This window comes from uncultured Roseobacter sp., from assembly GCF_947496515.1.
In the GTDB taxonomy this organism is placed as follows: domain Bacteria; phylum Pseudomonadota; class Alphaproteobacteria; order Rhodobacterales; family Rhodobacteraceae; genus Roseobacter.
In genome coordinates, this window is record NZ_CANMDB010000001.1 from 1 (window position 1) to 21,366 (window position 21,366).

Here is a 21,366-nt window from a genome sequence, read left to right on the forward strand (position 1 = left end):
GAAACCATCGTCCAGATGGACCAAACGCCAATCATGCACTAACAATCAAATTGGACCACTCAGGTGGGGCTGATCACAGGCAGTGCTGACAATGAACCTACCGCATCCAACAAGGATGGTTTATGCTCAGATAAACCCAATAAAGATAATGATACCAATAGATTGCGACCGTGACGGCGATCTGGAGGCAGGATGAAAGACGAATACAACACAAAGACCGAAGCGAAGCATGCGCTAGTCTATTGTCGTGTTTCTTCGACAAAACAAAGACTTGAAGGAAGTGGACTGGAAAGCCAAGAACAGCGCTGCCGGGCTTACGCGGACGACAAGGGCTATAAGGTTGAGGCCGTATTCCCTGACGACGTTAGCGGCGGTGGAGATTTCATGCATCGCCCCGGGATGGTCGCCTTGCTGAGTTTTCTAGATGCACAACAAGGAAAGCCTTACGTTGTCATCTTCGACGATCTAAAACGCTTTGCCCGCGACACTGAATTTCATTTGAAGCTGCGGCGTGAGTTTGCCCGACGTGGAGCAACCATTGAATGCCTCAACTTTCGGATCGAAGACACACCCGAAAGCATGTTCATCGAGACCGTGATCGCTGCGCAGGGTCAGTTGGAACGAGAGCAAAACCGCCGCCAAGTTGTCCAGAAAATGAAGGCGCGTGTGGAGAATGGTTTCTGGGTTTTTCGTTCTCCAGTTGGATATCGATACGTCCCGTCTCCGTCCGGCGGTGGCAAGGTGCTCGTGCCCGATGAAACGCTTGCTCCAGTCGTTCGCGATGCCTTGGAAGGGTATGCATTAGGGCACTTCGCTTCTCAGGCAGAAGTTCAAAGGTTTCTTGAACGAAATCCAGATTACCCGAAAGACAAGAAAGACGGTTCGATCCGTCCAATGACCATCACGCGCCTTCTGAAGAAGGCCGTATATGCTGGTTATGTCGAAGCGCCAAAATGGGACGTTTCGTTACGAAAAGGCCAGCACGAACCATTAATCAGCTTCGAGACATTCCAACGCATTCAAGAAAACTTGGAAGGCAAAAAACGCAGACCTGCCGCACGAGCCGACTACAATGAAGACTTCCCGCTGCGGGGTTTCGTTCTCTGTGACTGCTGCGGCAATGCGATGACCGCTGCATGGTCGAAAGGTAAGTACAAGCATTACGCATACTACCGGTGCGAAACGCGTGGTTGCGAAGCCAAGAGCAAATCCGTTCCCAAGGCCAAAATGGAAGAGGCGTTTGAAGACGTGATGATGAGTTTGCAGCCTGCAAAGGGACTGTTCGATCTTGCCAAAGCGATGCTGCGCGACGCTTGGGATTCACGCTTGGTGTCCGCCGCAAGTGAAAAGGTGGCACTGCAAAAGCAAGTGGTGGATGTTGATTGCCAAATTGAGGGTCTTTTGGATCGGATCGTAGAAGCGAAAAACGCGTCAGTGGTTTCAGCTTACGAAACCAGAATTGAAAAGCTTGAACGCGATAAAATCGTGATCAGCGAGCGACTTGAAAAATCGTTGCCTCCGAAAGGACGGCTAGAGGATTGTATGGAACTCACGTTGAAGTTCCTCTCAAGTCCTTGGGAAATATACAAAAACGGTGATTTTGCATTGCGTCAGGCTGTGCTTAGATTGGCGTTTTCGAGGCCGTTAAGATACACCCAAAATGGAGTGTATGGAACTCCAGAATTTTCTTTCCCCTTCAGTAACTTAGGGGATTTATTCGGGGCAAAAAGCGAGATGGTGCTGCTGGAGAGAATTGAACTCTCGACCTCTCCCTTACCAAGGGAGTGCTCTACCTCTGAGCTACAGCAGCGCCGACAGGCGCGGTGATTAGACGCAAACCAAAAGCGGCGCAAGCCCAATCTGGACCCTGCGGGTTGGCTGCGCTAGAGAAGCGCCATGGTACCGAAGGCAGGGCCCGAAGCGGCGGAAAACAAACGGCAGGACCGGCTCAAGAACGCGCTCAAGCAGAACTTGGCCCGGCGCAAGCAGCAGGCCCGCGCGCGGTCGGCAGAGCAGAGCAAAGACGCAGGGCGGTCGGACCCAACCGAACCGGAAAAGGACGCATAAGCGCATGGATTCCATTCTCGTCACGGGCGGCGGGCCGCTGAGCGGTCAGATACCGATTGCGGGGGCGAAAAACGCCTGTCTCACCCTGATGCCTGCGACGCTGCTCAGTGATGAGCCGCTGACCCTGATTAATGCGCCGCGGCTGAGCGACATTCGCACGATGACGCAGCTGCTGCAGTCATTGGGGGCGGAGGTGACCTCACTGCAAGCGGGGCAGGTTCTCGCGCTGTCCAGCCATGACATTACCAATCACACCGCGCATTATGACATCGTGCGCAAGATGCGCGCCTCGATCCTGGTGCTGGGGCCAATGCTCGCGCGGTCGGGCCATGCGATCGTCTCGCTGCCGGGGGGGTGTGCCATCGGGGCGCGGCCCGTCGATCTGCACCTCAAGGCGCTGGAGGCGATGGGAGCCGAGCTGGAACTGCGCGACGGCTACGTTCACGCCAGCGCCCCAAGTGGGCTACGGGGCGGGACGGTAGATTTCGATTTCGCCTCTGTGGGGGCGACGGAAAACGCGCTGATGGCCGCGACGTTGGCCAAGGGGACGACGGTGCTGAACAATGCCGCGCGCGAGCCTGAGATCGTGGATCTGGCGCGCTGCCTGCGGGCGATGGGCGCGCGCATTGCGGGCGAGGGAACCTCGATCATCTCGATCGAAGGGGTCGAGCGGCTGGGCGGTGCGACGCACACGGTCGTCACCGACAGGATTGAGCTGGGGACCTATATGCTGGCACCGGCGATCTGTGGCGGCGAAGTCGAGCTTTTGGGCGGACGGATCAGCCTGCTGGAGGCCTTTTGCGAGAAGCTGGACGCAGCGGGCGTCGAGGTCTCGGAGACGGACGCCGGGCTCAAGGTCCGACGCCGCGCGGATGCAATCCACGCTGTGGACGTGACCACCGAACCTTTTCCGGGCTTTCCCACTGATCTGCAGGCGCAGATGATGGCGCTGCTGTGCACCGCCGAGGGCACCTCCGTGCTGGAGGAGAAGATCTTCGAGAACCGCTTCATGCATGCGCCCGAGTTGATGCGCATGGGGGCCGACATCAACGTGCAGGGGGGGACGGCCCGCGTGACCGGGGTCAAGCAGCTGAAGGGCGCGCCGGTGATGGCGACAGATCTGCGGGCGTCCGTGTCGCTGATCCTGGCGGGGCTCGCAGCGGAGGGGGAGACGCGTGTGGGCCGGGTCTATCACCTGGATCGTGGCTACGAGCACGTGGTCGCCAAACTGTCAGGTGTTGGCGCGAACATCGAACGGATCTCCGACACATGAGTGATGCGCGTTTTGAGGACGGGCGCAGCGCGCCGCTGAATATCGGGGCGCTGGATGCCGAAGACCTCTCTGTGATCTCATCGCTGACGCAAGATGCGGTCTTCCCGGCCTCCGAGATGCGGTGGGAAAGCGCCGGGCGGCGCTTTGCACTGCTGCTCAACCGGTTTCGCTGGGAGGAGGGTGCGGCGCGCAGCGCAGCCCCCGAACGCGTGCAGTCGCTGCTGGTCTTCGACGGGGTTGCGGCGGTCGCCAGCAATGGCGTTACCCGCGGAGACGGTGATACTGTCCTGTCCCTGTTGTCGATGACTTTCGAGCCCGCCGACCCGCCCGGCGGTCACATCCTGCTCACCCTTGCGGGCGACGGGGCCATCCGTCTGGCGGTCGAGGCGATCGAGGTGACGCTTCGGGACGTCACCCGGCCCTATCTTGCGCCCTCCCGGAAGACGCCGGATCATCCGATCTGATCCCTGCGCCTGTGCTGCCGCTTCTCACTCAAGGTTTCGATCATGCCCGTTTTTCTAAGCTCCACCGAAGCCGGTTTCGAAACCGGCTTTACCGCGCTCTTGTCCGCCAAGCGCGAGGACAGCCCCGATGTGGACGAGGCCGTCGCCGCCATCATTGCCGACGTGCGGGCCCGGGGCGATGCGGCGGTCATCGAGCTGACAGAGCGGTTTGACCGGCTGAAGCTGACACCCGCTGGCCTGCGCATCACGCAAGACGAGATTGCGACGGCCGCGGCGGCTGTGCCGGCGGACCAGCGCGACGCGCTGGCGCTGGCGGCAGAGCGCATTCGCAGCTACCACGCGCGCCAGCGTCCCGAGGATGACAGCTGGACCGACGCTGCGGGGGCCACGCTCGGTTGGCGGTGGGGGCCGGTATCCGCGGCTGGGCTCTACGTGCCGGGCGGGCTTGCGTCCTACCCCTCCTCCGTGCTGATGAACGCGATCCCGGCCAAGGTGGCCGGGGTGCCGCGGCTGGCCATGGTTGTGCCGGCACCGGATGGGGTGCTGAACCCGCTGGTGCTGGCAGCGGCGGATCTGGCGGGCGTCGATGAGGTCTACCGGATCGGGGGCGCACAGGCCGTTGCCGCCCTGGCCTACGGGACACAGACCATCGCGCCGGTGGACAAGATCACCGGACCCGGCAACGTCTATGTGGCCGCGGCCAAGCGCCGGGTCTTCGGCAAGGTGGGCATCGACATGATCGCCGGTCCGTCCGAGATCCTGGTGATTGCGGATGCTCAGAATGATCCCGAGTGGATCGCGCTCGACCTGCTGAGCCAAGCGGAACACGACGAGAGCGCGCAATCGATCCTGATCACCACGGATGCCGCATTTGGCCGCGCCGTGGCGGAGGCGGTGGAGCGGCAGCTGCAGGTGCTGGAACGGCGCGCCATCGCGGGTGCCGCCTGGCGCGACTTTGGCGCGGTGATCACCGTGCCGGATCTGGAAACCGCTGCCGTGCTGTCCGACCGCATCGCACCGGAGCATCTGGAGCTGTGCGTGGCGGATCCGGACGCCTTGAGCGTGCGCATCACCCATGCTGGTGCGATCTTTCTGGGACAGTGGACCCCTGAGGCCATCGGCGACTATGTGGGCGGGCCGAACCACGTGCTGCCCACGGCGCGGTCGGCGCGCTTCTCCTCGGGCCTGTCGGTGCTGGATTTCATGAAGCGCACCACCCTTGCGCGGATGACGCCTGCCGCTCTGCGCGCCGTGGGACCCGCGGCGGAGACGCTGGCGCAAACCGAGAGCCTTCAGGCGCACGGGCTGTCGGTCACCGCGCGGCTGCGCAAGCTGAACGAGTGACGCGTCCGGGGCGCAGGGTTACCCATGGGTGACCGCGCCTTGCGTCATTGCGCTTGGCCGGTGACCTGCGCTAAGCACGTGCAGTTATTGCCCTTAAATCGTCTGACCCATGTCCCGTATTTCCCACATTGTCCTAGATGACGCTGGCCTGCCGCCAGCCACGCCCGAGATCGAGCAGGAGCGCCGCGTGGCGGTGTTTGATCTGCTGGAGGAAAACTCCTTTGTCCTGCCGGGACGTGAGGGCAAAGCGGTGCCGGAGGGGCCCTATCACGTCGGTCTTGCCATCAGGGACAAACGGCTGGTCTTTGACGTGCACACCGAAGATGCTGAAAAAGCGGCGGAATTTCATTTGTCGCTGGGGCCGTTCCGGCAGGTGGTGAAGGATTATTTCCAGATCTGCGAGAGCTATTTCGACGCGGTCAAAACCCTGCCCCCGAGCCAGATCGAGACGATCGACATGGCGCGCCGCGGCATCCACAACGAGGGCAGCCGGGTGCTGCAGGAGCGGTTGGATGGCAAGGTCGAGGTCGATACGGATACGGCCCGGCGTCTGTTTACGCTGATTTGCGTGCTGCACTTCGGAGGCTGAATGGACCAGAGGCTGCCAGGGTCGGTTCTGTTTTGTTGCGATCACAACGCGGTCCGCTCCCCGATGGCCGAAGGCATCATGAAAAAGTTCTATGGCACGGGGACCTACGTGCAGTCCGCCGGGGTCAGCAATGATATGGAGATCGACGGGTTTTCCATCGCGGTCTGTCAGGAGATGGATGTCGAGCTGTCGCGCCACCGCTCGCGCAGTTTCGATGAGATGGAGAACTGGGGCGACGATTTGGGCTCTTTTGATCTGGTGATTGCGCTCAGCCCGGCATCGCAGCGCCGGGCGCTGGATCTGACGCAGCGCTACCATCTGGAGGTGGAATACTGGCCGATCCTCGATCCGACCGGGCTTGGCGAGACGCGCGAGGCCAAGCTGGCGAGCTACCGGCAGGCGCGTGATCAGATCATGGACCGGCTGCTGGCGCGGTTCGGTCCACGGCTGGAACTGACCTGAGAGATGACGCTGGCGGTGCGACGGTTGACGGGACAGGCGCTGGCCGCAGCGCTGGAGGATATTGCGCGGCTGCGGATCACGGTGTTTCGGGACTGGCCTTACCTATATGATGGGGATCTCGCCTATGAGCGCACCTATATGCAGCCCTATGTGGAGAGCGCGCAGGCCATTGTCGTCGGCGCGTTTGACGGCGACAGGCTGGTGGGCGCCTGCACCGGCACCCCGCTCAGCGATCACAAGGCGGATTTTGCGGCGGCTTACGCGGAGACGGGGATTGACCTCGATACGGTATTCTACTGCGCCGAGAGTGTGCTGTTGAGCGGCTATCGCGGGCGGGGTGCCGGCCACCGGTTCTTTGACGCCCGCGAGGCCCACGCGCGGGATCTGGGGTTCTCGGCCACGTGTTTCTGCGCCGTGATGCGCGAGACATCGGACCCGCGGCGACCGGCGGACTATGCGCCCCTGGACCCATTCTGGCGCAAGCGCGGCTACGCGCCTCTGCCCGGGGTGACGGCGCGGTTTGACTGGCGCGAGGTGGGCGCCACTGAGGAGAGCGCGCACGATCTGCAATTCTGGATGAGATCGCTGCCGGGCGGGTAATTTAACTTAATATCAGGGGCTTGAAGGCCGCCGCTCAGGTCCGGCTGCAGACGGCGCGGGCGTGATCGGCAAAGCGGCTCCACGCCTCCCAGAAGCGTTCATTGCCCCGGGCGTCGGACTGGCGCACCACCTGTAGTTTGCCCGGCTCGCGAAAGAACGGCACGCCGCGTTGCTGATCGGCCTGGCTGAGCGTCTGGTCGGCGGCGGCCTGGATGCAGCCGCAGCGCGCGCGGGTGGCGTCTCTGCGTCCTTCGGCAAGGCAGGCGTTGGCGATGGGGCCGCTGGCGAAGGGGATGGCGGCGGTCTGTGCCACCCCCGGCGTTCGGAGCTGAGGGCTGCCGCCGCAGGCGCACAGGGCTGTCGCGGCTGAGAGCAGGAGAGCGTAACGGAACATCGGCAACCTCTTTAACGGCTTTCGGCGTTCGTTATGCCGCAAGCGTGCCTGTGCCGCAATCGGGTCGAGGGGGAGCCTTTGGTCGAATGACCGCGCCCCCGGCGCGCCGGGGCGTCCGCTGCGCAGGCCTCCGTCGGCCAACGCGGCGGATGGCGGGGGTGCGAGGAAAGCGTGATGCATGGGGGGAGCAGCTGTTGGCGCTGCTTCGGTCGTTTTCGGGGCTCTGCCCCGCGCGACCCTCGGACTGTCCTGCCGGACAATCCGAGGATCGCGCCCCCCGGAGTTTATCCGGCAAGATGAGAGGAGCTTGGTTTCAATCGGGCTGAACAAGGGCGGGCAGGGCGGCGGAGAGTGGCTCTCACAGGGATTTTGATTGCCCGGTGTGACAGAAGTCCTATTCTGCTGGCAACGAGCGGAAAATACCTATGAGCAAGGGGATTGCACATGACTGCCCTGACACAGATTTGCGCGGGCTTTTTGATGCTCGTGGGGACGATGGTGCCGACGCTGAGCCTTGCGCAGACGGCGGATCTGGACCGGCTGGAGGCATTCCTGGAGGTCACCGGGTTTGATGTTGCGCTGGAGAGCATCAAGCTGAGCGCCGAGACAGCGCCTGGCATGATCGGGCTGGAGGCGGAGGATTTCGGCGCGGAGTGGACGCGGCTGGTCGACGATGTCTTTGAGGTGGACCAGATGCACGCCATGGCGCTGGATATCCTGAGCCAGACGCTGGAGCCGGATCTGCTGACCCATGCGGTCGATTTCTACGCCTCGGATCTGGGACAGCGGTTGGTGACGGCGGAGAATGCCTCGCACATGAAAGAAGACGAGGCGCAGAAGACCGAAGCAGGCGAGGCGATCGTGGCGGGGCTGGTGCGGCTTGGCTCGCCCCGGTTGGAGGAGCTCAAACGTCTGATCGCCGCATCGGGGTCGGAGGATGCAGCGGTGCGCGCCATTCAGGAGGTGCAGGTGCGGTTTTTGATGGCGGCGGCGGGGGCTGGCGTGATCGATTTGCAAATGGATGAGCCCGATCTGCGGGAAAACCTCGCGCGGCAGGAGCCCGATATGCGCGCGGCGATGCAGCGCTCGGCGCTGTCGGGCTCGGCCTATACCTATCAGGCGTTCTCCGACGATGAGCTCACAGCCTATGCGGACGCGCTGGAGCATCCGGACATGGTGCGTGTCTATGAGCTGATGAATGCGGTGCAGTTCGAGATCATGGCAAACCGCTATGAGGCGGTGGCCGAGCGGCTGCGCGATCTGCGCCCGGCGCAGGAGCTTTGAGCGCATGCGGGCGGTGTTTGCCCTTTGTCTGTGGTCGCTGACCGCGGCACCGGTCTGGGCCAATGCGCAAGTAACCGTGCTGATGGAGGCGCTGCGTCTGCCGGAGCTGCTGGCAGCCCTGCGTGACGAGGGGCTGAGGGATGCGGAGGATCTGAACCGCGATATGCTGCGCGGGCAGGGCGGGGCGTTCTGGCAGGAACAGATCTCGACGCTTTATCAGACGCAGGCCATGGACGCGGCTTTCTACCAGGCGCTGACGGAGGGCATGGACGACGATGATCTGGCCGCGGCCGTGGCGTTCTTTGACAGCGACCGGGGCCAGCGGATCACGGGGCTGGAGATCGCGGCGCGGCAGGCCATGGCGGATCCGGCTGTCGAAGAGGCGGCTGCGGCGGCCTTTGCCGCGCTGCCCGAGGGTGATGCCCTGGGCGCGGTGGTGGCGGGGTTTGCCGAGGTCAATGACCTGCTGGAACTCAATGTCGCGCTGACCATGAGCACCAGTTACCGTTTTTCCAAGGGTCTGGCCGATGGAGACCTGCTGGAGATAGACGATGCCGCGATCCTCGCGCAGGTCTGGGAGAGTGAAGACGCGCTGCGCGCCAGTGCCGAGACCTGGCTGACGGGGTATCTGATGCTGGCGCAGCAACCCCTGCCGCTGGCGGATGCGGAGGCCTATCTCGCCTTTGCCCGGAGCGATGCGGGGCAGGCGCTGAATGCGGCGCTCTTTCAGGGCTATGAGACGGTGTTTCGCGACATCGCCTATGGTTTGGGGCGGGCGGTGGCGCTGAACGCCACAACTGACGATATCTGAGCCGCCCCATCTGTGCGATGAGACTTGACACGGAAGGCATGCTGGGGCATGTGCGCGCTTCATGGCTTTGGTGACTGCGGTCGCGGAGCCGGGAATTCAACGATCATCCCTGACGGGGTGCGCTGTTCGAGGTGGCCGGGTTGGCCAAAACGTCCGAAGGTTCGGGGACCACAGAACGCGGGTAAGACAAAGGAAGAGACGATGTTTGCAGTCCTCAAGACTGGCGGCAAGCAGTACAAGGTTCAGGCGGGCGATACGCTGCGCGTCGAGAAACTGGCTGCGGATGCGGGTGAAACCGTTCAATTCAACGATGTTCTGATGCTGGGGGGCGACAGCCCGGTGGTCGGCGCGCCCTTCGTCAAGGACGCAGGTGTGCAGGCCGAGGTGATCGACCAGATCAAGGGCGAGAAGGTCATCAACTTCGTCAAGCGGCGCCGGAAGCACTCTTCCAAGCGGACAAAGGGTCACCGGCAGAAGCTGACGCTGATCAAGGTGACGGACATTCTGGCCTCGGGTGCTGACAAGTCCGGCGTGAAGGCCGCGATGGGCGCAGGCTCGGTCTCTGCCACGGCGGTAGAAGCGGAAGCGCCCAAGAAGAAGGCAGCACCAAAGGCGGAGGCCAAGGCCGACGCACCGGCGGCGGCACCCGCTGCGGCAGGCGCGGATGATCTGAAAAAGCTCAGCGGCGTTGGCCCTGCGCTGGAGAAGAAACTGATCGAAGGCGGCGTGACCTCCTTTGCCCAGATTGCGGCATGGACCGAAGAGGACGTTGCTGCTATGGACGAGAAACTGTCGTTCAAAGGCCGGATCGAGCGTGAAGGCTGGATCGAACAGGCCAAAGAACTGACCAAAGGCTAAGGAGAGACCAGATGGCACATAAAAAAGCAGGTGGTTCATCCCGCAACGGCCGCGATTCCGCGGGCCGTCGTCTTGGTGTGAAGCTCTATGGGGGCCAGGCCGCCATTCCGGGCAACATCATCGTGCGTCAGCGCGGTACCAAATTCTGGCCGGGCGAAGGCGTGGGCATGGGCAAGGATCACACGATCTTTGCCACTGTCGATGGCGCCGTGACCTTCCACAAGGGTCTGAAGAACCGTACGTTTATTTCCGTCCTGCCGGTGGCGGAGGCCGCTGAATAAGCCCTTCCTCAGGGACGTGACACAGTCAGGGGGATCGGCAAACCGCCGGTCCCCTTTCTTATTTTTGCCACACGAGACGTGTTAGGCCATCCGCGATGTCAAAGAGCATCCATACCGACCGCCTTGAGCTGCGCCCTTTCCGGGACGCGGATGCAGATGCAGTGACCGCGTTGATCGGCAATCCGGAGGTTGCCCGCTGGCTGACGCGGGTACCCCATCCCTACACAGCGGAGGATGCCCGGCAGTTCTTTGCGCGCGATACTGAGGAGGCACAGGTCTACGCCATAACGCTGTCAGATATGGCGATTGGTGGCTGTTCGATTGAGGATGAATTGGGCTATTGGCTGGGGATGCCCTATTGGGGCCAAGGCTACGCCACTGAGGCGACACATGCGCTTTTAGTCCGACATTTCGAGGCAGGCGTCCCTGATCTGAAGTCCGGATATGTCTTGGGAAACTTCGGATCTAAGCGCGTTCTGGAAAAATTGGGGTTTGTCGACACCCGTGTCGAGAAAGTGCATTCCGTTCCGCTGAAGCAGTCTGTTCAGGTGCAGAAGATGGTCCTTTCAGCGCAGTATTGGGAGGCCCGGTCATGAGCGTCGCGGTCACGTCCTTCGCCATTTTCGCCGCCAGTCAGGTCGGTACACCGGGCCCCGCCAACATGGCGCTGATGGCCACCGGTGCGCGCTACGGCTTTCGCGCGGCGCTGCCTTTCGTGGCGGGCGTGGCGCTTGGCAAGCAGCTGGTGATCTGGCCAGTGGGCTTTGGTCTGATGGAGCTTGCCGAGGCCGCGCCCTGGGCTTTTGAGGCGCTCAAATACGCCTCCGCCGCCTATATCATCTGGCTGGCGTGGCGGGTGGCGCATATGCGTCTGGGCACCGGCGCGGATGTGGCCGACGCGCCTGGTGTACTGGCCGGGCTCATCGTGCATCCGCTCAACCCAAAGGCTTGGGCGATGATCGTGGGCGGCTTTACCGCCTTTGTGGCGCCCGGCACACCCACCATTGAGGCAACGGCAACCATTGCCGCCGTATTGCTCGCCTGCCAGATTCTGCTGCACCCGTTGTGGACACTTGCCGGTGAGGCCACCGCGCGCACGGTCGCAGGAACGGCGGTGGAACCTTATCTTATGGGTACGCTCGCGGCCCTCACGGTCGCGTCAGTGATGTTTGTTTTGTTCGGAGGAGGGACATGACGATGGAAATGAAGAAGATAACGGTGCAACCCACCGTGGAGACCGACCGGCTGGTGCTGAGGCCCCTGCGTAAATCCGACGCCGGTCTGATCGAGCTTTACGCAGGCGATGCGCGGGTGGCGAGGATGACCACGTCGATCCCGCATCCCGTGCCACCGGGGATGACAGAGGCGCTGATTGCGCGGGCCATGGCCGATGAGCGGATCGAGGATATCTGGGCCATGGACGGCACCAAATCCGGCGGCACCGAGGTGATGGGCCTGATCTCGCTGGAGCGGATGGAGCGGGACCAGACCGAAGTCGGCTATTGGGTGGGGCCACCCTACTGGAACACCGGGCTTGCCTCGGACGCGGTGCAGGCGCTGGTCGACGCGAACCCGCTGGGCAACAAGACCATGTTCGCCAGCGTCTTTCAGGACAACCCGGCATCGGCCCGCGTGCTGACCCATTGCGGGTTCGAGTATCTGGGCGATGCGGAAAGCTATTGTCTGGCGCGGGCTGGCAATGTGCCCACCTGGACGTATCTGCGAAAACTGTGACCGGGGGGCGGCTCTCCCGGGTTAGGATCTGACGATGAAGTTTCTCGACCTGTGCAAAGTCTACATCCGTTCCGGCGCGGGCGGCGGCGGTTGCGTCAGCTTTCGGCGGGAGAAATACATCGAATACGGTGGCCCCGATGGTGGCGATGGTGGCACTGGCGGGTCGGTCTGGGCGGAAGCGGTCGACGGGCTCAACACGCTGATCGATTTTCGCTATCAGCAGCATTTCTTTGCCAAGAACGGGGTGCCCGGGATGGGGCGCCAGCGCACGGGCGCGGATGGTGATGACATCGTGTTGCGGGTGCCGGTGGGGACCGAGATCCTCGATGAGGATCAGGAGACCGTCATTGCCGATCTGACGGAGGTGGGTCAGCGGGTCCGGCTGGCGCGCGGCGGCAACGGCGGCTTTGGCAACCTGCATTTCAAATCCTCTACCAACCAGGCACCGCGGCGCGCGAACCCCGGCCAGGAGGGGGTGGAGCGGACGCTCTGGCTGCGGCTGAAACTGATCGCGGATGTGGGGCTGCTGGGGCTGCCCAATGCGGGCAAATCCACCTTTCTGGCGGCAACTTCCAACGCGCGGCCCAAGATCGCGGATTACCCGTTCACCACCCTGCATCCCAATCTGGGGGTCGTGGGCGTCGATGGGGTGGAGTTCGTGGTAGCGGATATTCCCGGCCTGATCGAAGGGGCAAGCGAGGGGCGCGGTCTGGGGGATCTCTTCCTCGGTCATGTAGAGCGCTGTTCGGTGCTCTTGCATCTGGTGGATGGTACCTCGGAAACGGTTGCGGAGGATTACCGGACGATTATCGGAGAGCTGGAGGCCTACGGCGGTGATCTGGCTGCGAAACCGCGGGTAACGGTGCTGAACAAGATTGACGCGCTGGATGAGGAGGAGCGCACCAACAGCCGTGAAGTGTTGGAAAAAGCCAGTGGCGGGCCAGTGATGATGATGTCCGGTGTGGCACGGGACGGCGTGACGGAGGTGCTGCGCGCGCTGCGCGGCCAGATCGATGCGGACCGGTTGCGCCAGACGCCCGCGGTTGAGGACGCACCGTGGCACCCCTGAGCGAGGCGCGCCGGATCGTCGTCAAGATCGGCTCCGCCCTGCTGGTCGATCGGGAGAGCGGTGCGCTGCGCGAGGACTGGCTGCGCAGCCTCGCAGAGGATGTGCACTGGCTGAAGGCGGGGGGCGCCGACGTGGTACTGGTGTCCTCAGGGTCTATCGCTCTGGGCCGGGGTGTGCTGGGCTTGGGCAGCCGCGATTTGCCGCTGGAGCAGGCGCAGGCAGCGGCGGCAGTGGGCCAGATCCGGCTGGCGCGTGCCTATGAGGAGGGGCTGGCACCGCACGGGATCACCACCGCACAGGTGCTTGTGACCCTCGAGGACAGTGCGGACCGGCGCCGCTATCTCAACAGCCGGGCGACGCTGGCGCAGCTTTTGTCGCTGGGCGTGGTGCCGATCGTCAACGAGAACGACACCGTGGCCACGGATGAGATCCGCTTTGGCGACAATGACCGGCTGGCAGCACAGATCGCGGTGACAGTCGGGGCTGATCAGCTCGTTCTTCTGTCGGATGTGGACGGGTTCTATTCCGCCAATCCGGTCGATGATCCCGCGGCCCGTCGGTTTGACGCGATTGATCGGATCACACCCGAGATCGAGGCCATGGCGGGGGATGCGGGCTCTGGCCTGTCCAAGGGGGGGATGAAGACCAAGCTGATCGCGGCCAAGACCGCGACCGCCTCGGGCTGCCGCATGGCGATCACCCACGGGGCGGCGCTGAACCCGCTGCGTCGGCTGGAGACGGGGGCGCCGGCCACCTGGTTCACCGCCCGGACCGATCCCGCGGCGGCGCGCAAACGCTGGATCGCGGCGATGAAACCCATGGGTACGCTGAGCCTTGATGCAGGGGCGGTCGCGGCCCTGCGTGCGGGAAAAAGCCTGTTGCCCGCCGGGTTGGCCCATGTGACGGGGCGTTTCGGGCGCGGCGATGCGGTGGCCATAGCGGGGCCGGGCGGTGCGGTGCTGGGTCAGGGGCTCAGCCGCTACAGCCACACCGAGGCCGCGGTCATCCAAGGGCATAAATCAGGGCAGATCGAGGCGCTGTTGGGCTATCCGGCGCGGGCCGCTTTGATCCACCGGGATGATATGGCACTATCGATGCATCAGGCAGATGCGAATGTGACGCGCGAAGATGAAGAGCGAGGCGTAGAGACATGAAAGACATGGACAATATTCCCCATCTGATGGCAGATATTGGGGCGCGCGCGCGCGCGGCTGCGGCCACGCTGGCCTCTGCGTCAGCGGCCGCCAAGACCGCGGCGCTGGAGGCGGCGGCGCGCCATGTCTGGGAGGCGCGCGAGGAGATCCTGGCGGCGAATGCGCAGGATCTGGACTACGGCCGGGACAAAGGGCTCACGCCTGCGATGATGGATAGGCTTGCCCTTGATGAGGCGCGGTTGCGCGGGATCGCCGACGGGTTGCGGGCCATTGCCGCTCAACCCGACCCTGTGGGCGAGGTTATCGCAGCCTGGACGCAGCCCTCCGGTTTAGAGATCGAACGGGTGCGGACGCCGCTGGGGGTGATCGGAGTGATTTACGAGAGCCGTCCGAATGTGACGGCGGATGCCGGTGCGCTTTGCCTCAAGGCGGGCAACGCGGTGATCCTGCGTGGTGGGTCGGAGAGCTTTCATTCCTCCACCGCCTTGCACGGGGCCTTGTTGCGCGGGTTGGCGGAGGCCGGGCTGCCCGGTGATGCGATCCAGCAGGTGCCAACGCGGGACCGGGCGGCAGTGTCGGAGATGCTGACGATGACCGATCATATTGACGTGATCGTGCCACGCGGCGGCAAGGGCCTCGTCGGGCTGGTGCAGCGCGAGGCGCGGGTACCGGTCTTTGCCCATCTGGAAGGGATCGTGCACATCTATGTGGACGCCCATGCGGATCCTGAAACAGTGCTGCGCGTGGTGCTCAACGCCAAGACGCGGCGAACGGGGATCTGTGGCGCGGCAGAGTGTCTGCTGATCCATGAGGCTGTGGCGGGGACAATCGGGCGCGGGCTGATCCGGGCGCTGATCGACGCTGGCGTGGAGGTGCGCGCGGATGAGGCGCTGGCCAGGATCGACGGAACTGTGCCCGCGACGGCGCAGGATTGGGGCTGCGAGTACCTTGATATGATCATCGCCGCGCGGGTGGTGCCGGATCTGGACGCGGCGATGGCGCATATCCGCGAGCATGGCTCCCAACATACGGATTGCGTGCTCACGGAGGACGCGGACGTCGCGAACCGCTTCATGGCCGAACTGGATTCAGCCATTCTGATGCACAACGCCTCGACCCAGTTTGCCGATGGCGGCGAGTTCGGCATGGGCGCGGAGATCGGGATCGCCACCGGCAAGATGCACGCGCGCGGCCCGGTGGGGGCAGAACAGTTGACCAGCTTCAAATATCTGGTCCGTGGCAAGGGGACCGTGCGCGCCTGAAGTCTGCGGTGCCGACGGACCGGTGCTGTCGTCGAACGGCGATGCACGAGACGGGAAGGGGGGAAGCCCCCTCACCTCCATCGAGGAGGATCGGGGGCTGCCCGGCCCGAGGGCCGGGTCGGCTTGCGACACCCGCAGTGCTCCGCTGGCGTCGGAATTTTCTTTGAGATGGGATAATGAGGAGCTGAGTGGGGGTCAGCAATCTTTCCGTGTCATGGCAACGATATGGGTGAGACGGCGTTTCAGGACACAGCGACGCGCGGTGCAGACCCGTTCGGCCGTGTCGTGTGCTCTACACGCGGGTGATCGCTTGTTTTCAGGGATAGCGAGCCTTGCGGTGACTGGTCGGGCAAGGTCCCGGGGGCGGCTGACGCGGTGTTCTCGCAGTTGGCTTGGCGGATCCTTGTCGTCCGGGTAGTGTATTGCCCTTAGGGCTAGAACAGCACCTTAATCTGGGTCTCCGCGATCTCGGTGGTGATGCTGCGGCCTGCGTCGGCGGCGATGATCGGCAGCAGCGCAAACTGGACCTGAGCCGGGCGCAGATCGGCGGGCGCGTCAGGGCTGCCGAGGACCTCCCAGAGATCCTTGTCGATGTTGAGCTTGTCCGCGTGACCATGCAGCAGCCATTTGCCGTCTTCCTGGCTGATCTCGATCCGGCCACCGTAGGGCATGGCGTTCTCCAGACACTGCAGCGCCAGAAAGCTCATGCGCACCTCGCCGCGGGGCTGCGGGTCGATGGGCCCCCAGGCGACCGTCAGCCTGCCACCGCTCATCATGTCATCGAGGATCGACATCACTTCGGCCCGGCCCATCATTTGCTCGCCCGCGGCCCCGAAGGCGATGCGGAAAAACCGGATACGCGCGCTGGCGTTGCCGACGCTTTCCTGGATCAGATCCAGCTCCGGCCCGGCGGTACCGCCGGACATGCCCAGCAACTCCAACCCGTTGTTGATGGCGCCGATGGGGGAAATCAGATCGTGACAGATCCGGCTGCCGATTAGCGCGGCAAGGTTAACATTGCTGTGGCCCATCGTGGTCTCCTGCGCGATAAGGGGTCATGGAAGATTATAATGCGATCTTGTCACCGGGCATGCTGGTTCAGCATCCCGACCGGCCCGAGTGGGGCACGGGCCAGGTGCAGAGCAATGTAAATGCCCGTGTTACCGTCAATTTTCGCGACGAAGGAAAGATTGTCATTGATAGCACCCGTATCGCTCTGATCCCCGTATTTGATGGATGAAGAACCTTGCCAAAAGGTTAACGTCACCTGCGCAATTGTAAAAGGCGCGTCTTTGGTCCGCGTTGCGCCGGGCCGTGCGATTCACTAAGACCGCACCAACTTGATATGACAAGGACGCACCGCCCGATGAACGCCCCGCCCAAGGTCCAGTTGTCGGTCAAGCTCGCCGAGACGGTGGCCGAACGCCGTGCCGCGCAGCGCCTCCGGTATGAGGTCTTTGTGGAGGAGTTGGGCGGTGGTGGCGCCATGGTGGATCATGACGCGCGGCTGGAGCAGGACCGGTTCGATCCCTTCTTTGACCATCTGTTGCTGATAGACGGCGCCACGCAGGCGGTCGTCGGTGTCTACCGGGTGATGCGGCGCGATCAGGCGGCAGCGGCAGGGCAATTCTATTCCGCGGATGAATACGATCTGGAGCCGCTGCTGCGGTCTGATCGGCGGCTGCTGGAGCTGGGGCGCTCCTGCGTGCACCGGGACTACCGCGGCGGAATGGCGATGTATCATCTGTGGAACGGGCTGGCGGGCTACATCGCCGATCACGGTATCGAAGTGCTCTTTGGTGTGGCGAGCTTTCACGGCACCGATACCGCGGCACTGGCCGAGCCGCTGTCGCTGCTTCATCACCGGCATCTGGCGCCCGAGCCGCTGCGGGTGCGGGCGCAGCCGGGTGCGTTTCAGCGCATGGATCTGATCGCCGAGGACCAGCTGGATCTGCGCGCGGGCATGCTGGCGGTGCCTGCCCTGATCAAGGCTTACCTGCGTCTTGGCGGGTTCGTGGGCGAGGGGGCCTTTGTGGATCATGCGTTCAATACCACGGATGTGTGCCTCATTCTGGACACGGCCCGCATGAACGAACGGCAGGCGCGGCTCTACCGCGACCGCGCGGGATGAGCGCCACCTGGATGGGCGACCCGCCTCCCCGGGCGCCCCGCCTGGGCGCGGGCGGCGTGCTGCGGGTGCTGATGCGAGGCCTGCCGCTGGCGCTGCTGGTCTTCGGCGGGCTGGCGCTGACGCTGCTCGTGCGGCTGATCGAGCGGCCGGTCTGGGGGGTGAACCGGCCCCTGACGCCCGCGATCACGGTGGCGGTCTGTCGCGGTGCCTTGCGGATCATCGGGCTGTCGGTCGAAACCCAGGGTACACCCATGGCGACACCGGGGGCGGTGGTCGCGAATCATGCAAGCTGGCTTGATATCTTTGTGCTGAACGCGCCGCAGAGGGTCTATTTCGTCTCAAAGGCGGAGGTGGCGGGCTGGCCCGGTATCGGCTGGCTGGCCAGGGCAACCGGCACGGTTTTCATCGCGCGCGACCGGGCGCAGGCGGCGGCGCAGGCGGCGCTTTTTCAGTCGCGGCTGAGGGCGGGACATCGGCTGCTCTTCTTTCCCGAAGGCACCAGCAGTGACGGGCAGCGGGTGCTGCCATTCAAAAGCACGCTCTTTGCAGCATTTTTTGCACCTGGATTGCGCGAGCGGCTGGCCGTTCAGCCGGTATCGGTGCGGTACCGGGCGCCGGAGGGTTGTGGCGCGCGGTTCTACGGCTGGTGGGGCGACATGGAGTTCGGCCCGCACCTGCTGCGGGTCCTGGCCGCGCCGCGGCAGGGCCGCGTGACCGTGGTCTATCACGCCCCGCTGGCGGTGGCGGCAGCGGGCGATCGCAAGACGCTCGCCGCCGCGTGTGAAACCCGTGTGAGAACGGGTTTCGGCGCCCCGCGGCCGGGGTCAGTGAAAGAAGGCTGAATCAGGGACTGGCGCCAGCCCGTCGCTGTCGGGGCCCCATTCCATCATGAGGCATGAGGTGCCCTTGCGCTGAAAGAACGTGGCCTCCAGCGAATAATAGCCGGCCTGCGGTACCTCCACGTCGATCTCGCCCGCGTAGCCGCAGGCGTGCACCCCATCATAGAGCGCCACCTGCTCACCACCGATGGAGAGCGCAAGCCCGTCGTTGTTCAGAAAATCCAGCGTGTAGGTGCCAGCGGCGTCGAAATGGATGTAGCCGGAGATGTCGGCGGCAACCTTTTCGGCCATGCCGGAGGTCAGGGTGGCGGTATCGGTATCGTCATAGGAAAGCCCGATGAGCGGCGCGCCGGGCGCGGCCTTACGCTCCAGTGCGTCCTGAGCGCCCGCAAGATCCCGCACGGAGCTGGGGATGCTGGCGTAGCTGACGGCCAGCCCCGGGGTCAGCGCGCCGGGGTCAGGCTGCGGGTCGGCGGGGGTGAGGGCAAGTGGTGCAGCAAACCCCGCAGCAGGCACGGTAAGCGCCAGCGCCAGGGCGGCGGTTCTGAAACGGATGGTCATATCTATCCCCATTGGTCGGTTGTTGGTGTTGTGGCCGTCTGCTGCGGCCTCTGGCGTCACAATAAAGGGCAGAAGATCGGGGAGACAAGCGCCCGGGTCCGAATTGGTCCGGTTCCGGCGGGAAAGCAGGCAATTGCGCCCTTGCGGCGGGCGCGCGGCTGTCCTATACGCGCGCATCGAAACCCGCAGGCGGGGTTTGGGCCGATCGGGGGAGACATCCCCGAGGGTCCGCCGGTTGGCACTGAACCCCAGTGTCATGCCCCCGCCGAGGATAAAACCGGAAAGGTAGACTGACATGGCTCTTCCAGAGTTCTCCATGCGCCAACTGCTTGAAGCAGGCGTACACTTCGGCCACCAGACGCAGCGCTGGAACCCGCGTATGGGTCCCTTCATATACGGCGCGCGCAACGGCATCCACATCATGGATCTGACGCAGACCGTCCCGATGCTGGACCAGGCGCTCAACGTGATCCGCGAAACCGTCGCCAAGGGCGGCAGCATCCTCTTTGTCGGTACCAAGCGGCAGGCGCAGCAGCCCATCGCAGAGGCGGCGGAGAAATGCGCTCAATACTACATGAACCACCGCTGGCTGGGCGGCACGCTGACCAACTGGCAGACCGTGTCCCAGTCGATCAACCGCCTGAAAGCGATTGATGAGCAGTCCGAGCAGGGCTTTGCGGGCCTCACCAAGAAAGAGCGTCTGGGCATGGAGCGCGATCAGGGCAAGCTGCAGGCGAGCCTTGGCGGGATCCGTGAGATGGGCGGCCGCCCCGATCTGATCTTTGTCATCGACGTGAAGAAAGAGGCGCTGGCCGTGGCCGAGGCCAACAAGCTGGGCATTCCGGTTGTGGCCGTCGTGGACACCAACTGCCCACCGGATGGCATCGACTATATTATCCCCGGCAACGATGATGCGGCCCGCGCGATCTCTCTCTATTGCGATCTTGCAGCCCGCGCAGCACTCGATGGGATGAGCGCACAGCTGGGGGCCGCCGGCGTGGACATCGGTGCCATGGAAGAGGCGCCTGTCGAAGAAGCCGTGGCCGAGCCTGCAGGCGGTGTCGAAGTGGGCGCTGCCTCCTCCGAGACGGTGTCCAACGACGCGATTGCCGCGGACGGCCCGCTCGATCTGGAGAGCAAGCAGGAGACAGAGGCCAAGGCGTAAGCCCGCGCCCTGTCATCTGAATGACATGCGGGGCAGGGATGACCTGCCCCATGATACCCTGTTCAAGAGGAGAACCTGAGATGGCGATCACAGCATCTATGGTCAAGGAACTGCGCGACACCACCGGTGCGGGCATGATGGACGCGAAAAAGGCGCTGACCGAGTCGGACGGCGACATGGAGGCGGCCATCGACTGGCTGCGCACCAAGGGTCTGGCGAAGGCCGCCAAGAAATCGGGCCGTACCGCGGCAGAAGGTCTGGTGGCCGTCAAGGTCGACGGCGGGCACGGTGTCGCGGTCGAGGTGAACTCCGAGACCGATTTCGTCGGCAAGAACGCCGAATTCCAGGAGATGGTCGCGGGCATCGCCGATGTGGCGCTGACAGTCTCCGATGTGGCGGCGCTGCAGGAGGCGGACATGGGCGGCAAGACCGTCGCCACCGTGGTCACCGACAAGATCGCCACCATCGGCGAGAACATGTCCGTGCGCCGCATGTCGGCCATCGACGGCGAAACGGTCGTCTCCTACGTGCACAACGCTGCTGCCCCCGGTATGGGCAAGATCGGCGTGCTGGTCGCTCTGACGGGTGGTGACGAAGGGTTTGGCAAACAGGTGGCGATGCACATCGCCGCGGTGAACCCGGCGTCCCTCTCTGAGGCGGATCTGGATCCGGCAGTGGTCGAGAAGGAAAAACAGGTGCAGATGGACATCGCCCGCGAGAGCGGCAAGCCCGAAGCGGTCATCGAAAAGATGATCGTGGGCCGTATGAAGAAATATATGTCCGAGGTAACGTTGCTCAACCAGTCCTTTGTGGTCAACCCCGACCACACCGTGGGCGAGGCCGCCGAGGCCGCGGGTGCTACCATCACCGGGTTTGTCCGGCTGGAAGTGGGCGAGGGCATCGAGGTGGTCAAGGAAGACTTCGCCGCCGAGGTGGCCAAGGCCGCCAAGGGCTGAGCATCACGACGGATGATAGGAAAGGGCGCAGCGATGCGCCCTTTTTCGTTGGTCATATGGTCTTAGGA

The 21,366-nt window shown here is 63.7% G+C and carries 25 protein-coding genes, 1 tRNA gene and 1 pseudogene; 23 read left to right on the forward strand and 4 right to left on the reverse strand.

Annotated elements, in window-relative coordinates:
* Nucleotides 1–192 precede the first annotated feature (192 nt).
* Nucleotides 193–1,194 (forward strand): annotated as a pseudogene (locus Q1A53_RS00005) (recombinase family protein); the annotation flags it as partial.
* A 541-nt stretch (nt 1,195–1,735) separates the two neighbouring features.
* Here Q1A53_RS00005 and Q1A53_RS00010 read toward each other — a convergent pair.
* Nucleotides 1,736–1,810: transfer RNA gene (locus Q1A53_RS00010), tRNA-Thr, on the reverse strand.
* 86 nt (nt 1,811–1,896) lie between these two features.
* Between Q1A53_RS00010 and Q1A53_RS00015 the strand changes: the two genes are divergently transcribed.
* The 7 genes from Q1A53_RS00015 (at nt 1,897) to Q1A53_RS00045 (ending at nt 6,799) form a co-directional block, all read left to right on the forward strand.
* Nucleotides 1,897–2,067 carry a hypothetical protein gene (locus Q1A53_RS00015; protein WP_299961729.1) on the forward strand — a complete coding sequence of 57 codons (171 nt, stop codon included), beginning with the start codon at nt 1,897–1,899 and terminating at the stop codon, nt 2,065–2,067.
* Between the two features lie 4 nt (nt 2,068–2,071).
* Entirely contained in the window at nt 2,072–3,340 is a 1,269-nt protein-coding gene (murA, locus tag Q1A53_RS00020; protein ID WP_299961731.1) for a UDP-N-acetylglucosamine 1-carboxyvinyltransferase, read from the forward strand.
* Complete coding sequence (locus tag Q1A53_RS00025) at nt 3,337–3,804, forward strand: DUF2948 family protein (protein WP_299961733.1); 468 nt, start codon at nt 3,337–3,339, stop codon at nt 3,802–3,804. The genes murA and Q1A53_RS00025 overlap by 4 nt, the downstream gene beginning before the upstream one ends.
* 42 nt (nt 3,805–3,846) lie before the next feature.
* Nucleotides 3,847–5,148 carry a histidinol dehydrogenase gene (gene hisD, locus Q1A53_RS00030; protein ID WP_299961735.1) on the forward strand — a complete coding sequence of 434 codons (1,302 nt, stop codon included), beginning with the start codon at nt 3,847–3,849 and terminating at the stop codon, nt 5,146–5,148.
* A gap of 109 nt (nt 5,149–5,257) precedes the next feature.
* Nucleotides 5,258–5,737, forward strand: a complete 480-nt coding sequence (locus tag Q1A53_RS00035) for a UPF0262 family protein (protein WP_299961737.1) — start codon at nt 5,258–5,260, stop codon at nt 5,735–5,737.
* Nucleotides 5,738–6,199 (forward strand): low molecular weight phosphatase family protein, encoded by a 462-nt coding sequence (locus Q1A53_RS00040; protein WP_299961739.1) that lies wholly within the window; start codon nt 5,738–5,740, stop codon nt 6,197–6,199. It abuts the gene before it with no gap.
* A gap of 3 nt (nt 6,200–6,202) precedes the next feature.
* On the forward strand, nt 6,203–6,799 hold the full coding sequence (locus Q1A53_RS00045) for a GNAT family N-acetyltransferase (protein WP_299961741.1): 597 nt from the start codon (nt 6,203–6,205) through the stop codon (nt 6,797–6,799).
* Nucleotides 6,800–6,833: 34 nt separating this feature from the next.
* Here the strand turns inward: Q1A53_RS00045 and Q1A53_RS00050 are convergent, their stop codons facing one another.
* Entirely contained in the window at nt 6,834–7,193 is a 360-nt protein-coding gene (locus Q1A53_RS00050; RefSeq protein ID WP_299961743.1) for a hypothetical protein, read from the reverse strand.
* Nucleotides 7,194–7,637: 444 nt separating this feature from the next.
* Between Q1A53_RS00050 and Q1A53_RS00055 the strand changes: the two genes are divergently transcribed.
* The 10 genes from Q1A53_RS00055 to Q1A53_RS00100 all read left to right on the forward strand — a co-directional run bounded on the left by Q1A53_RS00055 (nt 7,638) and on the right by Q1A53_RS00100 (nt 15,646).
* Complete coding sequence (locus Q1A53_RS00055; RefSeq protein WP_299961745.1) at nt 7,638–8,477, forward strand: DUF2059 domain-containing protein; 840 nt, start codon at nt 7,638–7,640, stop codon at nt 8,475–8,477.
* Between the two features lie 4 nt (nt 8,478–8,481).
* A complete protein-coding gene (locus Q1A53_RS00060) occupies nt 8,482–9,288 on the forward strand; it encodes a DUF2059 domain-containing protein (protein ID WP_299961747.1) in 807 nt (268 codons plus the stop codon).
* Nucleotides 9,289–9,489: 201 nt separating this feature from the next.
* Nucleotides 9,490–10,146, forward strand: coding sequence for a 50S ribosomal protein L21 (locus Q1A53_RS00065; protein ID WP_299961749.1), 657 nt, complete (start codon nt 9,490–9,492; stop codon nt 10,144–10,146).
* Between the two features lie 11 nt (nt 10,147–10,157).
* Complete coding sequence (gene rpmA, locus Q1A53_RS00070; RefSeq protein ID WP_195820307.1) at nt 10,158–10,427, forward strand: 50S ribosomal protein L27; 270 nt, start codon at nt 10,158–10,160, stop codon at nt 10,425–10,427.
* Between the two features lie 95 nt (nt 10,428–10,522).
* Nucleotides 10,523–11,023, forward strand: coding sequence for a GNAT family N-acetyltransferase (locus Q1A53_RS00075; RefSeq protein ID WP_299961751.1), 501 nt, complete (start codon nt 10,523–10,525; stop codon nt 11,021–11,023).
* Nucleotides 11,020–11,622 (forward strand): LysE family translocator, encoded by a 603-nt coding sequence (locus tag Q1A53_RS00080; protein ID WP_299961753.1) that lies wholly within the window; start codon nt 11,020–11,022, stop codon nt 11,620–11,622. Before Q1A53_RS00075 ends, Q1A53_RS00080 begins: the two co-directional genes overlap by 4 nt.
* Before the next feature lie 2 nt (nt 11,623–11,624).
* Nucleotides 11,625–12,161, forward strand: coding sequence for a GNAT family N-acetyltransferase (locus Q1A53_RS00085; RefSeq protein ID WP_299963013.1), 537 nt, complete (start codon nt 11,625–11,627; stop codon nt 12,159–12,161).
* Nucleotides 12,162–12,195: 34 nt separating this feature from the next.
* On the forward strand, nt 12,196–13,230 hold the full coding sequence (gene obgE, locus Q1A53_RS00090; RefSeq protein WP_299961755.1) for a GTPase ObgE: 1,035 nt from the start codon (nt 12,196–12,198) through the stop codon (nt 13,228–13,230).
* On the forward strand, nt 13,218–14,384 hold the full coding sequence (proB, locus tag Q1A53_RS00095; protein WP_299961757.1) for a glutamate 5-kinase: 1,167 nt from the start codon (nt 13,218–13,220) through the stop codon (nt 14,382–14,384). Before obgE ends, proB begins: the two co-directional genes overlap by 13 nt.
* Nucleotides 14,381–15,646, forward strand: a complete 1,266-nt coding sequence (locus tag Q1A53_RS00100) for a glutamate-5-semialdehyde dehydrogenase (RefSeq protein ID WP_299961758.1) — start codon at nt 14,381–14,383, stop codon at nt 15,644–15,646. The genes proB and Q1A53_RS00100 overlap by 4 nt, the downstream gene beginning before the upstream one ends.
* Nucleotides 15,647–16,080: 434 nt before the next feature.
* Here the strand turns inward: Q1A53_RS00100 and Q1A53_RS00105 are convergent, their stop codons facing one another.
* Nucleotides 16,081–16,677: a histidine phosphotransferase family protein gene (locus Q1A53_RS00105; protein WP_299961760.1), complete on the reverse strand. Its 597-nt coding sequence runs from the start codon at nt 16,675–16,677 to the stop codon at nt 16,081–16,083.
* A 26-nt stretch (nt 16,678–16,703) separates the two neighbouring features.
* Between Q1A53_RS00105 and Q1A53_RS00110 the strand changes: the two genes are divergently transcribed.
* From Q1A53_RS00110 to Q1A53_RS00120, 3 genes are all read left to right on the forward strand, one after another.
* Nucleotides 16,704–16,886, forward strand: coding sequence for a DUF3553 domain-containing protein (locus Q1A53_RS00110; protein ID WP_299961762.1), 183 nt, complete (start codon nt 16,704–16,706; stop codon nt 16,884–16,886).
* A 126-nt stretch (nt 16,887–17,012) separates the two neighbouring features.
* A complete protein-coding gene (locus Q1A53_RS00115; protein ID WP_299961764.1) occupies nt 17,013–17,777 on the forward strand; it encodes a GNAT family N-acyltransferase in 765 nt (254 codons plus the stop codon).
* Entirely contained in the window at nt 17,774–18,619 is an 846-nt protein-coding gene (locus tag Q1A53_RS00120) for a lysophospholipid acyltransferase family protein (RefSeq protein WP_299961766.1), read from the forward strand. Before Q1A53_RS00115 ends, Q1A53_RS00120 begins: the two co-directional genes overlap by 4 nt.
* Here Q1A53_RS00120 and Q1A53_RS00125 read toward each other — a convergent pair.
* Complete coding sequence (locus tag Q1A53_RS00125) at nt 18,602–19,474, reverse strand: PA14 domain-containing protein (protein WP_299961768.1); 873 nt, start codon at nt 19,472–19,474, stop codon at nt 18,602–18,604. The genes Q1A53_RS00120 and Q1A53_RS00125 overlap by 18 nt on opposite strands.
* On the opposite strand from Q1A53_RS00125, the gene rpsB reads away from it, so the two are divergent.
* Together rpsB and tsf are read left to right on the forward strand one after the other, a co-directional pair.
* Nucleotides 19,473–20,342, forward strand: a complete 870-nt coding sequence (gene rpsB / locus Q1A53_RS00130) for a 30S ribosomal protein S2 (RefSeq protein ID WP_299961770.1) — start codon at nt 19,473–19,475, stop codon at nt 20,340–20,342. The genes Q1A53_RS00125 and rpsB overlap by 2 nt on opposite strands.
* A gap of 80 nt (nt 20,343–20,422) precedes the next feature.
* Nucleotides 20,423–21,298 (forward strand): translation elongation factor Ts, encoded by an 876-nt coding sequence (gene tsf, locus Q1A53_RS00135; protein WP_299961772.1) that lies wholly within the window; start codon nt 20,423–20,425, stop codon nt 21,296–21,298.
* Nucleotides 21,299–21,366 lie beyond the last annotated feature (68 nt).

Excerpts from the sequence above, each read along its gene's own strand:
- Q1A53_RS00055 (WP_299961745.1), top strand. The coding sequence starts at position 7,638 with ATGACTGCCCTGACACAGATTTGCGCGGGCTTTTTGATGCTCGTGGGG.
- Q1A53_RS00080 (WP_299961753.1), top strand. The coding sequence starts at position 11,020 with ATGAGCGTCGCGGTCACGTCCTTCGCCATTTTCGCCGCCAGTCAGGTC.
- Q1A53_RS00105 (WP_299961760.1), bottom strand. The coding sequence starts at position 16,677 with ATGGGCCACAGCAATGTTAACCTTGCCGCGCTAATCGGCAGCCGGATC.
- Q1A53_RS00085 (WP_299963013.1), top strand. The coding sequence starts at position 11,625 with ATGGAAATGAAGAAGATAACGGTGCAACCCACCGTGGAGACCGACCGG.
- hisD (WP_299961735.1), top strand. The coding sequence starts at position 3,847 with ATGCCCGTTTTTCTAAGCTCCACCGAAGCCGGTTTCGAAACCGGCTTT.
- Q1A53_RS00110 (WP_299961762.1), top strand. The coding sequence starts at position 16,704 with ATGGAAGATTATAATGCGATCTTGTCACCGGGCATGCTGGTTCAGCAT.
- Q1A53_RS00050 (WP_299961743.1), bottom strand. The coding sequence starts at position 7,193 with ATGTTCCGTTACGCTCTCCTGCTCTCAGCCGCGACAGCCCTGTGCGCC.
- Q1A53_RS00125 (WP_299961768.1), bottom strand. The coding sequence starts at position 19,474 with ATGTCAGTCTACCTTTCCGGTTTTATCCTCGGCGGGGGCATGACACTG.
- murA (WP_299961731.1), top strand. The coding sequence starts at position 2,072 with ATGGATTCCATTCTCGTCACGGGCGGCGGGCCGCTGAGCGGTCAGATA.
- Q1A53_RS00060 (WP_299961747.1), top strand. The coding sequence starts at position 8,482 with ATGCGGGCGGTGTTTGCCCTTTGTCTGTGGTCGCTGACCGCGGCACCG.
- Q1A53_RS00045 (WP_299961741.1), top strand. The coding sequence starts at position 6,203 with ATGACGCTGGCGGTGCGACGGTTGACGGGACAGGCGCTGGCCGCAGCG.
- Q1A53_RS00120 (WP_299961766.1), top strand. The coding sequence starts at position 17,774 with ATGAGCGCCACCTGGATGGGCGACCCGCCTCCCCGGGCGCCCCGCCTG.
- tsf (WP_299961772.1), top strand. The coding sequence starts at position 20,423 with ATGGCGATCACAGCATCTATGGTCAAGGAACTGCGCGACACCACCGGT.
- Q1A53_RS00025 (WP_299961733.1), top strand. The coding sequence starts at position 3,337 with ATGAGTGATGCGCGTTTTGAGGACGGGCGCAGCGCGCCGCTGAATATC.
- Q1A53_RS00065 (WP_299961749.1), top strand. The coding sequence starts at position 9,490 with ATGTTTGCAGTCCTCAAGACTGGCGGCAAGCAGTACAAGGTTCAGGCG.
- Q1A53_RS00040 (WP_299961739.1), top strand. The coding sequence starts at position 5,738 with ATGGACCAGAGGCTGCCAGGGTCGGTTCTGTTTTGTTGCGATCACAAC.
- rpsB (WP_299961770.1), top strand. The coding sequence starts at position 19,473 with ATGGCTCTTCCAGAGTTCTCCATGCGCCAACTGCTTGAAGCAGGCGTA.
- Q1A53_RS00015 (WP_299961729.1), top strand. The coding sequence starts at position 1,897 with ATGGTACCGAAGGCAGGGCCCGAAGCGGCGGAAAACAAACGGCAGGAC.
- obgE (WP_299961755.1), top strand. The coding sequence starts at position 12,196 with ATGAAGTTTCTCGACCTGTGCAAAGTCTACATCCGTTCCGGCGCGGGC.
- Q1A53_RS00035 (WP_299961737.1), top strand. The coding sequence starts at position 5,258 with ATGTCCCGTATTTCCCACATTGTCCTAGATGACGCTGGCCTGCCGCCA.
- Q1A53_RS00075 (WP_299961751.1), top strand. The coding sequence starts at position 10,523 with ATGTCAAAGAGCATCCATACCGACCGCCTTGAGCTGCGCCCTTTCCGG.
- rpmA (WP_195820307.1), top strand. The coding sequence starts at position 10,158 with ATGGCACATAAAAAAGCAGGTGGTTCATCCCGCAACGGCCGCGATTCC.
- Q1A53_RS00100 (WP_299961758.1), top strand. The coding sequence starts at position 14,381 with ATGAAAGACATGGACAATATTCCCCATCTGATGGCAGATATTGGGGCG.
- Q1A53_RS00115 (WP_299961764.1), top strand. The coding sequence starts at position 17,013 with ATGAACGCCCCGCCCAAGGTCCAGTTGTCGGTCAAGCTCGCCGAGACG.